The 13,878-nt window shown below is 59.2% G+C and carries 14 protein-coding genes; 7 read left to right on the top strand and 7 right to left on the bottom strand.

What is annotated here, in order from left to right; genetic code table 11:
* Positions 1-189: 189 nt before the first annotated feature.
* From hpxZ to ACT3RT_RS09785, 4 genes are read right to left on the bottom strand one after another with little or no spacing between them, the layout of a single operon-like run.
* Entirely contained in the window at positions 190-573 is a 384-nt protein-coding gene (gene hpxZ / locus ACT3RT_RS09800) for an oxalurate catabolism protein HpxZ (protein WP_496202893.1), read from the bottom strand.
* 19 nt (positions 574-592) lie between these two features.
* Complete coding sequence (locus tag ACT3RT_RS09795; RefSeq protein ID WP_496202892.1) at positions 593-1,993, bottom strand: AtzE family amidohydrolase; 1,401 nt, start codon at positions 1,991-1,993, stop codon at positions 593-595.
* The gene (gene hpxX, locus ACT3RT_RS09790) at positions 1,990-2,187 is read right to left on the bottom strand and encodes an oxalurate catabolism protein HpxX (protein WP_485901880.1); all 198 of its coding nucleotides are present in this window, start codon (positions 2,185-2,187) and stop codon (positions 1,990-1,992) included. The genes ACT3RT_RS09795 and hpxX overlap by 4 nt, the downstream gene beginning before the upstream one ends.
* 20 nt (positions 2,188-2,207) lie before the next feature.
* Positions 2,208-3,794 carry a gamma-glutamyltransferase family protein gene (locus ACT3RT_RS09785; protein ID WP_496202891.1) on the bottom strand — a complete coding sequence of 529 codons (1,587 nt, stop codon included), beginning with the start codon at positions 3,792-3,794 and terminating at the stop codon, positions 2,208-2,210.
* Between the two features lie 152 nt (positions 3,795-3,946).
* Here ACT3RT_RS09785 and ACT3RT_RS09780 point away from each other — a divergent pair, with 152 nt between their 5' ends.
* From ACT3RT_RS09780 to hpxK, 7 genes are all read left to right on the top strand, one after another.
* Positions 3,947-4,786, top strand: a complete 840-nt coding sequence (locus ACT3RT_RS09780) for a MurR/RpiR family transcriptional regulator (protein ID WP_496202890.1) — start codon at positions 3,947-3,949, stop codon at positions 4,784-4,786.
* A gap of 282 nt (positions 4,787-5,068) precedes the next feature.
* The gene (locus tag ACT3RT_RS09775; RefSeq protein ID WP_353501143.1) at positions 5,069-5,860 is read left to right on the top strand and encodes a transporter substrate-binding domain-containing protein; all 792 of its coding nucleotides are present in this window, start codon (positions 5,069-5,071) and stop codon (positions 5,858-5,860) included.
* Positions 5,861-5,881: 21 nt separating this feature from the next.
* Positions 5,882-6,547: an amino acid ABC transporter permease gene (locus tag ACT3RT_RS09770; RefSeq protein ID WP_353501144.1), complete on the top strand. Its 666-nt coding sequence runs from the start codon at positions 5,882-5,884 to the stop codon at positions 6,545-6,547.
* 2 nt (positions 6,548-6,549) lie between these two features.
* Positions 6,550-7,200, top strand: a complete 651-nt coding sequence (locus tag ACT3RT_RS09765) for an amino acid ABC transporter permease (protein WP_154146353.1) — start codon at positions 6,550-6,552, stop codon at positions 7,198-7,200.
* Positions 7,200-7,949, top strand: coding sequence for an amino acid ABC transporter ATP-binding protein (locus ACT3RT_RS09760; RefSeq protein ID WP_034787872.1), 750 nt, complete (start codon positions 7,200-7,202; stop codon positions 7,947-7,949). The genes ACT3RT_RS09765 and ACT3RT_RS09760 overlap by 1 nt, the downstream gene beginning before the upstream one ends.
* Before the next feature lie 43 nt (positions 7,950-7,992).
* On the top strand, positions 7,993-9,231 hold the full coding sequence (locus ACT3RT_RS09755; RefSeq protein WP_496202889.1) for a pyridoxal-phosphate-dependent aminotransferase family protein: 1,239 nt from the start codon (positions 7,993-7,995) through the stop codon (positions 9,229-9,231).
* On the top strand, positions 9,231-10,472 hold the full coding sequence (gene hpxK / locus ACT3RT_RS09750; RefSeq protein WP_496202888.1) for an allantoate amidohydrolase: 1,242 nt from the start codon (positions 9,231-9,233) through the stop codon (positions 10,470-10,472). Before ACT3RT_RS09755 ends, hpxK begins: the two co-directional genes overlap by 1 nt.
* 44 nt (positions 10,473-10,516) lie before the next feature.
* Here the strand turns inward: hpxK and ACT3RT_RS09745 are convergent, their stop codons facing one another.
* The 3 genes from ACT3RT_RS09745 to ACT3RT_RS09735 all read right to left on the bottom strand — a co-directional run bounded on the left by ACT3RT_RS09745 (position 10,517) and on the right by ACT3RT_RS09735 (position 13,876).
* Entirely contained in the window at positions 10,517-11,788 is a 1,272-nt protein-coding gene (locus ACT3RT_RS09745; RefSeq protein ID WP_496202887.1) for a glutamine amidotransferase-related protein, read from the bottom strand.
* A 166-nt stretch (positions 11,789-11,954) separates the two neighbouring features.
* Positions 11,955-12,728, bottom strand: a complete 774-nt coding sequence (locus ACT3RT_RS09740; protein WP_496202886.1) for an amidohydrolase — start codon at positions 12,726-12,728, stop codon at positions 11,955-11,957.
* Entirely contained in the window at positions 12,716-13,876 is a 1,161-nt protein-coding gene (locus ACT3RT_RS09735) for a pyridoxal phosphate-dependent aminotransferase (protein ID WP_496202885.1), read from the bottom strand. The genes ACT3RT_RS09740 and ACT3RT_RS09735 overlap by 13 nt, the downstream gene beginning before the upstream one ends.
* Positions 13,877-13,878 lie beyond the last annotated feature (2 nt).

Genomic DNA, 13,878 nt, shown 5'->3' with positions numbered 1-13,878 from the left:
ATCTTGGTCGCTGAAACATGTCCATTCCAACCCTGCGCAGCCTCGATCTCACAACAGAAAAAACGCGGGATTGCACAAGGGGGCGCGTTTACGCCCCCTTTGCCCGGTGTGGGCCGGCGCCCACGGTTTTGAATTTGAAGTTAAGAAAGTTTCCTCAGCTTTCCAAAAGCTGAACCGCCCATGGTTCGGTCAAACCATCAAACTGACATGCGCCGCTACGATCTTCCAGCCGCTCGGCATCTTCACCCATGTCTGCTGCTGGCGGCCGATTTTGTCGCTGCCTGCGCGACGGAATTCGGTGCTGGCGACCGCCATATCGTCGCCGAAGGTGGTAATGGTGGTGTTCACCAAATCACGATCCAAACCCTGTGAAGGGCGGGAGGCGCGGAACTCGCGGATGGCTTCGATGCCGTACAGATTCTCGCCTGCGCCGAGGCGCACAGTGCGCGGGTCGTGCCAGAACAGCTCGTCGAGCACGTCAATATCATTGCTGATCAACGCCTGCTCATAACGATAAAACGCCGCGTTCATTTCGGCCAAAATCGCCGGGCGGTCAATATTGTCAGTTTTCATTTTTTCTTCTCTGGTCAAATTATTCAGTTACCGGTGAGGTCAACACCTTCACCACGCCCTGCTGCTCAAGCGCCCACGCCGCGCGCAGACAGAGGTCTTCCCGCCACGGTGGGGCAATCAGCTGTAAGCCAATCGGCAGGCCGCTGGCGGTTTGCACTGGTACCGAAACCACTGGCAAACCAAGGAAGGAGATGGGCTGAGTCAACATGCCCATGCTGGCGCGGGTTGGCAGGTCGGTGCCGTTAATATGAATCGTTTCCTGACCAATCAGCGTGGCGCTGCACGGCGTCGAAGGGGCGATCAAGATGTCCCAGTGCTCGAACAGCGGCAGAATTTTCTGCTGGAACTGATGGCGGAAACGCTGGGCCTGAACATACCACGCGGCGGGGATCATCGCCCCGGCTAATAAACGTTCGCGGGATAAGGGTTCGAACTGTTCTGGAATGGCGCGCAGCAGCGGCAAATACTGGTTGCCGCCTTCGGAAGCGGTGATCAGGAATGCCGCCGAGCGCGCCAGTTCGGCCTGCGGCATCTCCACCTCTTCTTGAGCTTCCAGCGCCTTCGCGACTTGCTTCACGGCGGCTTTGGCGTCGTCGTCACACCAAGTTGAGAAATAACCGCCGAGCACCGCCGTGCGAAGGCCCTGCTGCCCGCGGGTCAGGCGGCTGAAGGTTTCAGTGTTGGGTTTGTCGGCCTGAAAAGCATCCTGCGGGTCGGTGCCTTGCATGGCGTCATACACTTGAGACAGGTCAGAGGCGCAGCGGGCCAGTGGGCCGATATGGTCGAGGCTGGCGACAAACGGCTGGCTACCGCTGCGGGAGATGCGGCCGAAAGTGGGTTTCAACCCCAGAATACCGGAGAGAGAAGAGGGCACGCGGATGGAGCCGTTGGTGTCACTGCCGAGGCTGAAATGCACCAAGCCCGCAGCCACGGCTGCGGCGGACCCGCCGGAAGAGCCGCCCGCAATGCGTGAAGTGTCTCGAGGGTTGCGGGTCACGCCGTAGTGGCTGTTCTCGGTGGTGAAGCCGTAGGCGTAGGCATCCATATTCAGCATGCCGGAGAGCAGCGCGCCTTGGCTGGCAAGGCGTGAAACCGTCCACGCATCCTGTTTGGCGACCGGATTATTGCTGTTGAGGCTGGCTCCCGCCAGCGTTACCTGCCCGGTGACGTCGAGCAGGTTTTTCACCGCATAGGGCACGGCGGCCAGCGGTGGTAAAGTGCCGCCGCTGGCACGCAGTTTGTCGACTTTCGCCGCTTCGCTCAGCATGCGATCGCCGGTGACGTGGGTAAAAGCGTTGAGCGTCGGGTCACTCTTCTCAATATTATCCAAGGTGGCGCTGGCGATGTCAGTGGCCGATAGGTCGCCGCTTTGCAGCGCGTGGTGCAGCTGGCTGATGGTCAACTCTTCATAGGTTTTCATGCGCGATAAACCCCGGCAATCTCCAGACGCGGGTCGAGCGGCAGGTCCATCAGCGGCTGCGCCATCTGCGCGATGCGGCTGAACTGTGCCAATAATTCCTGACGACGGGCGTCGTCGAGTTCCAGCGCCAGCACGCACTCCATCTGGCTGATGTAGGCGGCCCAGTCGGCTGGGCGCGATGTTGTTTTGCTCATAGTGTTTCCCCTGTCAAAAATTAGAATCCGGCGGCGCTGCCGTTGCTGCGTGGGTCAAACGCGCCTTCAAACATGCCGTTGGTGTGGCGCACAATCGCCCCCGCGTGCCCGACCGCCTCGCTGTAATCCGCCAGCAGTTCTACTTCGTGGCCGCGCTGGCGCAGACCGGCTAGCGTGGCGTGTTCGAAACGCCCCTCCAGCTTTAATGAGTCCGAGCTTTCGCCCCAGGTGCGGCCCAGCAGCCAGCGCGGGCCGCTGATCGCCTGCTGCAATGACTGGCCTTGCACCACGTGGCGGATAAACACCGCCGCCTGGGTCTGCGGCTGGCCGTCGCCGCCCATTGCGCCGTAAACCATGGTGCGCCCGTCATACAGGCGCGCGGCGGCGGGGTTGAGGGTGTGGAAGGGCTGCTTGCCCGGCGCCAGCGCCAGCAGGTGGTCGGCGTCGAGGCTGAACGAGGCGCCGCGGTTCTGCCACAGCACGCCGCTCTCCGGCAGCACCACGCCGCTACCAAATTCGTGATAAATGCTCTGGATGAAGGAAACCGACAGCCCGCTGCTGTCCATCACGCCCATCCATACCGTGTCGCCCGGCCCTTTGCCTTTGCCCCAGTCGGCGGCGCAGTGCGGGTTAATGCGCGTGGCGAGGGCGTCGAGGTAGTCGGGTGCCAGCAGGCTTTGGGCGTCCTGAGTCATCATTTTTGGGTCGGTGATGTAGCGATCGCGCAGGCCGAAGGCCAGCTTGGTGGCTTCCACCACGCTATGAATGGTCGCGCCTTCATCCATGGTTTCCAGCGGCAGGCGGTCAGTCAGGCCGAGGATCGCCAGCGACACCAAACCCTGCGTCGGCGGCGTCAGGTTGAAGATTTCCCCTTTGCTGTGTTTGAGGCGCAGCGGATTACGACGCTGCGGGCGATAGGCGGCTAAGTCGTCACGGGTCAGCGGCATGCCCAATTTCTGCATGTCGGCGGCAAGGCTGTCTGCCAGTTCGCCGCGATAGAAGCTGTCCAGCCCGTCTTCGCACAGCATGGAAAGCGTCGAGGCCAGCTGCGGCTGGGTGAAGCGCGTACCGGCGCGCGGGATCTCGCCATAGGGCAGGAAGATGTCGGCGAAGGAGCGGATGTCGCGCAGCTCGTGATGCTTGGCGCGCGTGGCTGCCTCCTGCGAGGCGGTCACCGGAATGCCGTCGGCGGCGTAGCGGATGGCATCACCCAGCAGGCGCGACAGCGGCTTTTGCTCGCCCCCCAGCTCAGCAGAAACCTTTAGGGCTTCGTGCCAACCGCCGACGGTGCCCGCCACGGTCAGGGCGGCTTTCGGGCCGCGATGGGGGATGTGCGTCTCACCGGCGTAGAAATCCAGCGTGGCGTGCGTTCCTGCTGCGCCGCTGGCGTCGATGGCAATCGGGTTGCCCTGCGGCGGCACAATCAGCCAAAAACCGTCGCCACCCAGCCCGTTCATATGCGGGTAAACCACCGCGATAGTCGCGGCGGCGGCGACCATGGCTTCAATGGCGTTCCCCCCTTCGCGCAGCACCGCGAGCGCACTTTGGCTGGCGAGATGATGAGGCGTGACCGCCATACCGAGCGGCGAACTATTACTGTTGATCATGCGGGGTCCTTGGCTTGTTTTTCTGCTAAATAACAAGCAAGAGATGTTCCACATCGGCAGGAATTCACTACTTTGGTGAATAATTTATGTTGCAAGGATAGATGCCGCGCATGATATGTTCGCCCTGAAACGAGAGTTGCGTAGGAGCAACAATGAAACAAATCGATGAGCGGCTGCGCGAGCACTATCCCGAGCTAACGCCGCAGGAGCAGCGGGTGGCGGACTTTATCTTCGCCAACATTGATGACCTGATGAGCTACAACAGCGCCGAGCTGGCGCGGCTGAGCGACGTATCGAAAGCCACGGTCAGCCGCCTGTTCAAGCGCCTGGGTTATCCGAGCTACCGCGATATGCGCGACGAAGTGCGCACCCTGCGCCAGAGCGGCATGCCGCTGACCGACAGCCGCGACGCCGTGCAGGGTAACACCCTGTTATCGCGCCACTATAAGCAGGAAATGGCCAATCTGACCCAGTGGATGAACCAGATTGATGACCAGCAATTCACCGCGGTAATTGCTGCGCTGAGCAAGGCGCGGCAGGTGCGTTTACTGGGATTCCGCAACAGTTATCCGGTGGCGCTGCACCTGCGCCAGCAGCTGGTGCAGGTGCGTCAAGGCGTGATGATGATGCCGCAGCCGGGGCAAACGCTGGCGGAAGAGCTGGTGGATTTAACCGAGCAGGACGTGGTGATTTTCGTGGCGTTTCGCCGCAGGCCGCGCGCGGCGAGGGCTATCCTCAGCCAGCTGCAGACTTTGAATGTGCCGGTATTGCTGATTTGTGAACCTCAGGCGCAGTCCCTGTTACCCATGGCGCGCTGGCATTTGGCGGCTTCCCTCGACAGCGTGTCAGCTTTTGACTCCTACTCGGCGGCGATGAGTTTGGCGAATCTGCTGAGCAATGCTTTGCTGCATGAAATGCTGGCTTCAGGCAGACAAAGAATCCATCAAATCAGCGACCTTTATAGCGATCTCGACGAGCTAGAACAGCGCTAAACCCTGCCTCTTTTTTCTCTGCTTCACCGTTGTGCATCATTTCAGGCGCTTTTTTGGTGCCTGCGCACAACGGTAGTGCAACAACTCACCCACTTCGTTTACCTCATTGCCCCGTGACGAGGCAACCGACTTCGCCAACTCTCCTTTTCTAGCAGGCTTTTCCCCGCCTGAGGGGCGGCCGTGGCGCTATTTCACCAGACTCATCTCTTTTGGCACATTAGTTGCAAAACACATTTTATAAGAATCTAACGTTTCACAAATTTAATCACCGGAGATAATCTAATGAAAATGAACAAACGGTTGTTGGCTTGGGTTGGTGCAGCAATGTTGGTTTTCCAGGCGTCGAGCGTGATGGCCGATCAGCTGCAAGATATTCAAAAGCGCGGCGTGCTGCGGGTTGCGGTGCCACAGGACTTCCCGCCGTTTGGTTCAGTGGGCAAAGATTTGCAGCCTGAAGGTTATGACATCGACATGGCGCATTACCTCGCCGACAAGATGAAACTTAAGTTGCAACTGGTTCCGGTGAGCAGCGCCAACCGCGTGCCTTACCTGCAAACGGATAAAGTGGACTTGGTTATCTCAAGTCTGGGTAAGAACGCCGAACGTGAAAAAGTGATCGACTTCAGCAATGCCTACGCGCCTTTCTTCCTCGGCGTATTTGGTGCGAAGGGCGATAACGTGACTGACCTGAATGGTCTGGCGAACAAAACCGTTGGCGTGACGCGCGGTGCGGTTGAAGACCTGGCCCTGACCGCCGTGGCACCAAAAGACACCAAAATTCAGCGTTACGAAGACAACAACACCACGCTGTCGGCTTACCTGTCTGGTCAGGTGGAACTTATCGCCACGGGTAACTTAGTGGTGGCGGCGATTGCTCGCCAAAACCCGGAAAAAGCGCCGGTTTCTAAAGTGTTGCTGAAGGATTCGCCATGCTTCGTCGGCCTGCGTAAAGACGAGCCGGCGCTGAAAGACAAAGTGAACGCGCTGATTGCTCAAGCCGTGGCTGACAAGACCCTGAACGCGCTTTCCGAAAAATGGATGAAAGCACCGCTGCCTGCGAATCTGGGTTCCTGAGCAGGATAGGGGAGAAAGAGCATGACCTATCAGCTGAATTTTCTTGCGCTGTGGCCGTATATGCCGGAGCTGTTGTCCGGCCTGTGGACCACTATCCAGCTGACAGTCATGGCGACGGTTGGCGGTATCGCAATCGGTATCTGCGGGGCCGCCATCCGTTGCGGCAGTAACAAAACGCTGCGCGCGGTGTGGGGCATTTATGTCGAAATCATCCGTAATACGCCGTTCGTGGTGCAGCTGTTCTTCATCGTGTTTGGTCTGCCGGGCATTGGCCTGAAAATGACCGCCGGTGAGGCGGCGCTGCTGGCGATGCTGATTAATCTGGGTGCTTACAGCACGGAGATCATCCGCGCCGGGATTCAGGTGACGCCGAAAGGCCAGTGGGAAGCCGGGCGGGTGCTGGGGTTGACCCGCAGTCAGACCTTTTTGCGGGTGGTGCTACCGCCGTCGCTGAAGCGGATTTATCCGGCGCTGGTCAGTCAGTGCATCATTGTGATGCTCGGCTCGTCGGTGGTGTCGCAGGTGTCGTATGAGGAATTGACCTTCGCGGCCAACTTAATTCAGTCGCGCACCTTCCTGAGTTTTGAGGTGTATTTGGTGACAACGCTGTTCTACCTGCTGTTGTCGGTGGCGATGCGTCAGCTGCTGTTGTTTGCAGGCCGCCGCTTCTTTGGGAGTTACAGCTGATGATGACCTTTACCGATTGGGACATCGTGCGCAACCTGCTGTTGGCGGCGCGCTGGACCATTTTGCTGTCGCTGACGGCGTTTATCGGCGGCACATTAGTGACTTTGCCGCTGTTGTTGATTCGCCTGACCAAGCGCAGCTGGCCGACCCGCGCGGTGCGTTTGTACTCAGAGCTGTTTCAGGGAACGCCGCTGCTGATGCAGCTGTTTTTGGCCTTCTTCGGACTGGGGCTGTTTGGCATTGATGTCAGCCCATGGACCGCCGCCGCGCTGGCGCTGACCCTTTATACCAGCGCCTACTTGGTTGACATCTGGAGTGGCAGTATTGAAGCGTTGCCGAAGGGACAATGGGAAGCCTGCCGCTGTCTGGGGCTGAGTTTCAGCCAGACCCTGTGGCGAGTCATTGCCCCGCAGGCGCTACGGATTGCGATTGCGCCGACGGTGGGGTTCTCGGTGCAGGTGATTAAAGGTACGGCGCTGGCGTCAATCATCGGTTTTGTCGAGCTGACCAAGGCCGGCACCATGTTGACCAACGTGACTTATCAGCCGTTCAAAGTGTTTGGATTAGTGGCGCTGGGCTACTTCCTGATGTGTTATCCGCTGTCGATGTACAGCCACTATCTTGAAAAATCGCTGCGTGGAGAGAACAAATAATGCCGCTGATCACGATTAACCAAGTGCAAAAATATTACGGTCAGAACCACGTATTGAAAGGCGTGGATCTGGACATCGACGGTGGTGAAGTTATCTCGATTATCGGCCGCAGCGGGTCAGGGAAAAGCACCTTGCTGCGCTGCATTAACGGGCTGGAAGGTTATCAGGACGGCAGCATCAAGTTGGGCGGCATGACCATCACCAACCGCGATTCCCAAGCGCGTGAAATCAGCCGCTCGGTGGGCATGGTATTCCAAAACTTCAACCTGTTCCCACACATGACCGCGCTGGAAAACGTCATGCTGGCTCCCCGCCGCGTGCTGGGGAAATCAGCCGCCGAGTGCCGCGAGCTGGCGGCACAGATGCTGGCGAAAGTGGGGCTGGCGGACCGGATGGACTATTACCCTTCCAACCTGTCTGGCGGCCAGCAGCAGCGCGTGGCCATTGCCCGCGCGCTGGCGATGAACCCAAAAGTGCTGCTGTGTGACGAAATCACCTCGGCGCTGGATCCCGAGCTGGTGGGCGAAGTGCTGAAAGTGCTGGAGCAGCTGGCAAAAGAGGGCATGACGCTGGTGCTGGTGACGCACGAAATGAATTTTGCCCGCGAAGTGGGCGACCGCGTGGTGTTTATGCATCAAGGCACCGTGTGGGAACAAGGCGAAAGCCGGGCGTTGTTTGCCAATCCGCAAACCGCTGAACTTAAACAATTTATCGCGTCAGTGCGCGGCTTAAACGAGGCTGCCGTCTGATGAAAACAACTCAACCCTACTCAACGACTTTAAAGGACTAACCATGTTGGATATTCAGAAATTTGGCCAAATCAATCCGCCAACTCGCCTGCTGATGGGGCCGGGGCCGATCAACGCCGATCCGCGCGTGCTGCGGGCGATGAGCAGCCAGTTAATCGGCCAGTACGATCCGGTGATGACGGGCTACATGAATGAAGTGATGGCGCTGTACCGCGCGCTGTATAAAACCGAGAACCAGTGGACTTTCCTGATCGACGGCACCTCGCGCGCGGGCATTGAAGCCATTCTGCTGTCGGGCATTCGCCCCGGCGATAAAGTGTTAGTGCCGGTGTTTGGCCGTTTCGGCCATCTGCTGTGTGAAATTGCCCGTCGCTGCCGCGCCGAAGTCCATACCATTGAGGCGCCGTGGGGCGAAGTGTTCGACCCGCAGCAGATTGAAGATGCCATCAAGTCAGTGAAACCGCGCTGGTTGCTGACCGTACAGGGCGACACTTCAACCACCATGTTGCAGCCGCTGGAGCAGCTCGGCGAGATCTGCCGCCGCCACGGCGTGCTGTTCTACTCTGACGCCACCGCCTCCTTCGGCGGCAACCCGCTGGAAACCGATGCCTGGGGCTTAGACGCCGTGTCTGCCGGATTGCAAAAATGCCTCGGCGGCCCGTCAGGTAGCGCGCCGGTAACGATCAGCCCGCGCTTTGAAGAGCAGATCCGCCGCCGCAAGTGTGTCGAGGAGGGGATTCGCACCGCCGAGCACGCCGACGGTGAAGAAGAGATGATCTACTCCAACTATTTTGATCTCGGCATGATCATGGATTACTGGGGCCCGGAGCGTCTCAACCACCACACCGAAGCGACCAGCATGCTGTTCGCTGCCCGCGAATGCGCCCGCATCATTCTTGAAGAAGGTTTGGATAACAGCATTGCGCGCCACAAGTTGCACGGCGATGCGCTGCTGGCCGGGATTCAGGGCATGGGTCTGGAAGTGTTCGGCGACCTGAACAACCGCATGAATAACGTGCTGGGGGTGGTTATCCCGCAGGGCATTCCGGGCGAGCAGGTGCGCCAGATGATGCTCAACGATTTCTCGATTGAAATCGGCACCTCGTTTGGCCCGCTGGCCGGCAAGATCTGGCGCATCGGCACCATGGGCTATAACGCCCGTAAAGACTGCGTGATGCAGACGCTGGTGGCGCTGGAAGCCGTGCTCAATCGTCTCGGTTTTGCGTCGAAATACGGCGCGGGTTCACAGGCCGCGTGGGACAGCTACGCGGGAGGTCAGTAATGGTTGCAGCTTCTACGCTGCTGGCCGCGCAGCGCGTGATGTCGCGCTGCGATGCTCTGGCAGAAATCACTGAAACGCCGGGTCAGCTGACCCGCGTTTACCTTTCGTCGGAGCATCTGCGGGCTAACCAATTAGTGGCCGAATGGATGCAGGCGGTAGGCATGAGCACCTGGACCGACAGCGTCGGCAATATTTGTGGCCGCTATGAAGGGCTGAACCCTGACGCACCCGCGCTGCTGCTGGGTTCACACCTCGACAGCGTGCGCAATGCCGGTCGCTACGACGGCCCGCTGGGGGTGCTCACCGCCATTGAAACCGTGGCTTATCTGCATCAAAACGCCATTCGCCTGCCGATGGCGGTAGAAGTGGTGGGCTTTGCTGATGAAGAGGGCACTAGATTTGGCATTACGCTGCTCGGCAGCCGTGGGCTGACCGGCACCTGGCCGGAAGGCTGGCTGGAGCGCACTGACGCGCAGGGCGTGTCCGTTGCCAACGCGATGCGCCAGATTGGGCTAGACCCGCAGAATATCTTGGCTGCGCGCCGTGCGCCGCAGGATTTTTGCGCCTATCTCGAGCTGCATATTGAGCAAGGCCCGTGCCTGCAATCGGCGGATTTACCTCTCGGCGTGGTGACGGCGATCAACGGCGCGCGCCGCCTGAACTGCCGTTTTATCGGCTATGCCGGACACGCGGGAACCGTGCCGATGGGTCAGCGTCAGGACGCCCTGACCGCCGCCGCAGAATGGACCTTAGCCATTGAAGCTATCACTTCGGCGAAAGGCGGGGATTTGGTGGCGACCGTTGGGCATATCGAAGCCTTGCCGGGCGCGGTCAATGTGATTCCAGGGCAGGTGAATCTGTCGCTGGACGTGCGCGGCCCGCAGGATGCCCCTCTCAACGCCTTGCTGGCGGAATTGCTGGCGAAAGCCCAAGAAATCGCCGCACGGCGCGGGCTGACCTTCGACGCCGAGCAGTTTTACAGCATCGACGCTACTGCCTGTGACGCTGAATTACAGCAGCGTTTGGGCCACAGCGTGGCAAATCTGCAAGGCCAGTCGCTGTTCCTGCCAAGCGGCGCGGGGCACGACGCCATTGCCATCGCCGAGTGCTGGCCGGTCGCCATGCTGTTCGTACGCTGCAAAGACGGCGTCAGCCATCACCCCGATGAATCCGTCACCGTCGAGGATGTCGCGGTGGCGACTCAGGCTTACATTGATACTTTGCTGAGCTTCGCGGAGTAATCCCTTCCTCAAACCCTCTGCCTAACACCAGAGGGTTTATTCAACTATCCCATCGAGAAATAGGACTGCTTGAGGCGCACGCTTTTGCTTAGGGTGGCGTGGCTGATGTCCCGTTGTCGATTGTTGTTGCGGATCTCTTGCAGGAAGGCCATTAGCAGTGAACTGGCGCGCTCGCGGCGAGATTGCAGCTCAGGATGGCCCTGAATGCCGACGAAGAAAGGATGATCGCGTAGTTCAACGGCGGCGATACCCCGGCCTTTTTCGCCAGTGGCGCTGACGTCAAGGCCCGCGCCCTGCAGTTCATCCACCAGTTCCGGGTTGAGACTCCAGCGCTGGTTGTAACGCTGGGTCGATTCACGGCCGAGGATCTGCGCCATGCGACTGCCGGGCTGGCTGTAAATTTGCTGATTGCCCATGCTGCGCGCCGAGTTTTGCGGTACCGGCAGGCAGGTTTGTAAGGCATTGAGGGTGGCTGGCCCGTGCATCACCACGCGTTCGCGGCCGAGCGTTTTTTGGCCGAGAGCCGCCACCATGTGATGCATTCCCTGATTAATTCCCAGTGCGGGCAGACGATTATCCAAAGCCCAAGTGGCGATAGCCAGCAGGCCATTTTGCGGGTTTTCCCCCTGCGCGGGCAGCAGGCCAGGTAACAAAACGCCATCAATATCAAACAGCGTGCTATCGAGCTGGCTGCCCGACAGCGTTGGCGCTACGCCGACCACCTCAATGTTCAATGCCAGTGCATCGGCGGCGTCTCCTAGTGCAGCGAGCAGCGCCGGATAACTCTCCCGGTGCTCGCTCATTTCGCCCACTATTGCGACGCGTAATTTCTGCCCCGCACGCATCACCGGCTGTAAAACCGAGCCAAAAGCCCAACGACCGAAGATGTCCCTTGCCCAGCCGTTGCTGCGCATTTTTCCTGTATCGACATCCTCTAAATGGAACTTTTCCTGCTGTTTAACCACTTGTAATGATTCAACCTCGATGCCGTTTTCGGCGGCTCTTAGCGCCAGCTCGCGGTCCAGCGGTTGAATGGACGGAATAACGATATCTTCACGCAGGGCGCGGGTTATCAGGCTATCGAAGTCCATCTCTGCGCCGGGACTGCGCCCGGTCAGGCGCTCCAGCCACACCAGCCCGCTGGTCACTTGCTGCCCCTGTGCGGTGACGTGTTGGCGCGCATTAGTGAAGCGTTTAGCATCGTGAGTGACGGGCAAGTGACACAGCGGTAACGCGCGCAGTTCAGCAAGTATCGCGGCCATCGCGCCGTACAACGCAGGTTCGGGCGTGGAGTGTGCAATAAAGGTGATAGTCATCAGTAAGCCTCTGTCAGATGTTTTCGCGGATTAAAGGGATGCAAGAAGCGATCCACGTTAGAGAACCCTAAACAGCAGGAAGGGGATGACGCGCGACCAATCGTGGTGAAAATGCGAACCAGTTCGGCAGTAAGAGATCCCGGCCATCTCTGGCCGGAATAGATATTTACTCGTGACGTAAGAAGGTATCGGCGTCGCGCCACGCCGGGAAGGCTTCGCGGTAGTCTTGCAGCGCCTCCAGCGACAACTCGGCGCTGAGAATAAGGGCGGCACCCGGCTCGGCGCGGGTCAAATCTTCCCCCTGCGGGTTGATGATCACGCTGTCGCCGCTGTAGTGATGGCCGTAATCGTCATCCCCCACGCGGTTGCAACCGGCAACGTAAGCCTGATTTTCAATAGCGCGGGCGGTCAACAATGCCGACCAATGGCGGCTGCGCGGCGCAGGCCAGTTAGCCACATACAGCGCCAAATCATAATCTTGCTGATTGCGCGACCAGACCGGGAATCTCAGGTCGTAGCACACCTGCGGCAGAATTCGCCAGCCGCGCCATTCGACGATTTCACGCTTTTTCCCCGCCACATAGTAGTTGTGCTCACCGGCCATGCGGAACAGGTGGCGCTTGTCATAGAAGTGAACTCTGCCCTGCGGCTCAACCAGCAGGAAACGGTTTACCGCGCCTTTCTCGGTGTTCAGCGCGACGCTGCCGCCAATCATGGCATTCAGGGTTTTCGCCCACTTTTGCAGCCACTCCACCACGCGAACTTCCGGCAGTGCGCGGTCGGGAGCCTGCATCGCGAAACCGGTGGTGAACATCTCCGGCAGCACAATCAGGTCGCGGTCGGTTAAAGGCGCAAGCAGTGCGTCGAAGTGGGCGAGGTTGGCTTCGCCGTCCAGCCAGACCAGGGGTTGTTGCAGTAATGAGAGTTTTAAAGTTGACACAGTCGCTCCGCAGCAGCGTCCAGCGTGGTTTCTTGTTTGGCGAAACACAGCCGGATCAGTTTGTGTGGGAAAGGCGCGGCGCAGAACACCGACATCGGGATCGCCGCGACACCAACATGTTCGGTCAGCCAGTGGCAGAATGCAACGTCATCTAAATCAGAGACATCGCTGTAATCGACCAGCAGGAAATAGGTGCCTTGGCTCGGCAGCACTTTCAGGCGGCTGTTCGTCAGGCCCTTGGCTAAACGATCGCGCTTGGCCTGATAAAACGCGGGCAGCGCCTGCCAGTGTTGCGGCTCTTGACGCAGCATGTCGGCCAGCGCCAGCTGCACCGGGGTGGTGATGGAGAAGGTCAGGTACTGATGCACTTTACGCAATTCGGCAGTGATGATCGCGGGGGCAATGCAGTAGCCGACGCGCCAGCCGGTCATATGGAAAGTCTTGCCGAAGGAGGAGACGGCAATCGCGCGCTGGCGCAGCTCAGGGTGGCGCAGCACGCTGGCGTGGCCTTCGGGCGCGAAGCAGATGTGCTCGTACACTTCGTCGCTGAGCACAAAGATGTCGTGCTCGGCAATATGCTGCCAAAGCTGCTCGATATCCTGATGACTTAGCGTCGTTGCCGAAGGGTTATGCGGCGTGTTGATAATAACCAGCTTAGTGCGACTGCTAATTTGGTCGGCAAAGGCCGCCCAGTCGATGCTAAATTCCGGCGGCTGGAGCTGAATGCGTTTCATCACCCCGCCCGCCAGTTCAACGGCTGGCGCATAGCTGTCATAGCTTGGGTCGAAGGCAATCACCTCGTCACCTTCGCGGATCAGTGCGGTGATGGCGATATATAAGGCTTCCGTGGCCCCGGCGGTGATGGTGATGTCGCTGGCGGCGTCCGGCGCGTAGCCATAAATCTGCGCCGTTTTCTCGGCAATAGCTTCGCGCAGCGCGGCGGTACCGGTCATCGGCGCGTACTGGTTGGCACCCTGACTGACGTGATGCGCAAGGCGCTGCTTGAGGTAGTCCGGGCCGTCAAAATCGGGAAAACCTTGTGACAGATTAATGGCATTGTGCTGCTGGGCGAGGGCACTCATCTGGGTAAAAATGGTCGTGCCCAAGGCCGGAAGTTTACTTTGTGGGATCAGCGCTGCTTTACTCATGG

The sequence above is a fragment of the Ewingella sp. AOP9-I1-14 genome, from assembly GCF_052375995.1.
GTDB classification, from domain to species: domain Bacteria; phylum Pseudomonadota; class Gammaproteobacteria; order Enterobacterales; family Enterobacteriaceae; genus Ewingella; species Ewingella allii.
This window is presented reverse-complemented; position numbering and strand designations above follow the sequence as displayed.

Coding starts and splice junctions, on each gene's coding strand:
- ACT3RT_RS09795 (WP_496202892.1), bottom strand. CDS start 1,993: ATGAAAACCTATGAAGAGTTGACCATCAGCCAGCTGCACCACGCGCTG.
- ACT3RT_RS09755 (WP_496202889.1), top strand. CDS start 7,993: ATGTTGGATATTCAGAAATTTGGCCAAATCAATCCGCCAACTCGCCTG.
- ACT3RT_RS09775 (WP_353501143.1), top strand. CDS start 5,069: ATGAAAATGAACAAACGGTTGTTGGCTTGGGTTGGTGCAGCAATGTTG.
- hpxX (WP_485901880.1), bottom strand. CDS start 2,187: ATGAGCAAAACAACATCGCGCCCAGCCGACTGGGCCGCCTACATCAGC.
- ACT3RT_RS09780 (WP_496202890.1), top strand. CDS start 3,947: ATGAAACAAATCGATGAGCGGCTGCGCGAGCACTATCCCGAGCTAACG.
- ACT3RT_RS09770 (WP_353501144.1), top strand. CDS start 5,882: ATGACCTATCAGCTGAATTTTCTTGCGCTGTGGCCGTATATGCCGGAG.
- ACT3RT_RS09735 (WP_496202885.1), bottom strand. CDS start 13,876: ATGAGTAAAGCAGCGCTGATCCCACAAAGTAAACTTCCGGCCTTGGGC.
- ACT3RT_RS09760 (WP_034787872.1), top strand. CDS start 7,200: ATGCCGCTGATCACGATTAACCAAGTGCAAAAATATTACGGTCAGAAC.
- hpxK (WP_496202888.1), top strand. CDS start 9,231: ATGGTTGCAGCTTCTACGCTGCTGGCCGCGCAGCGCGTGATGTCGCGC.
- ACT3RT_RS09785 (WP_496202891.1), bottom strand. CDS start 3,794: ATGATCAACAGTAATAGTTCGCCGCTCGGTATGGCGGTCACGCCTCAT.
- ACT3RT_RS09765 (WP_154146353.1), top strand. CDS start 6,550: ATGACCTTTACCGATTGGGACATCGTGCGCAACCTGCTGTTGGCGGCG.
- ACT3RT_RS09745 (WP_496202887.1), bottom strand. CDS start 11,788: ATGACTATCACCTTTATTGCACACTCCACGCCCGAACCTGCGTTGTAC.
- hpxZ (WP_496202893.1), bottom strand. CDS start 573: ATGAAAACTGACAATATTGACCGCCCGGCGATTTTGGCCGAAATGAAC.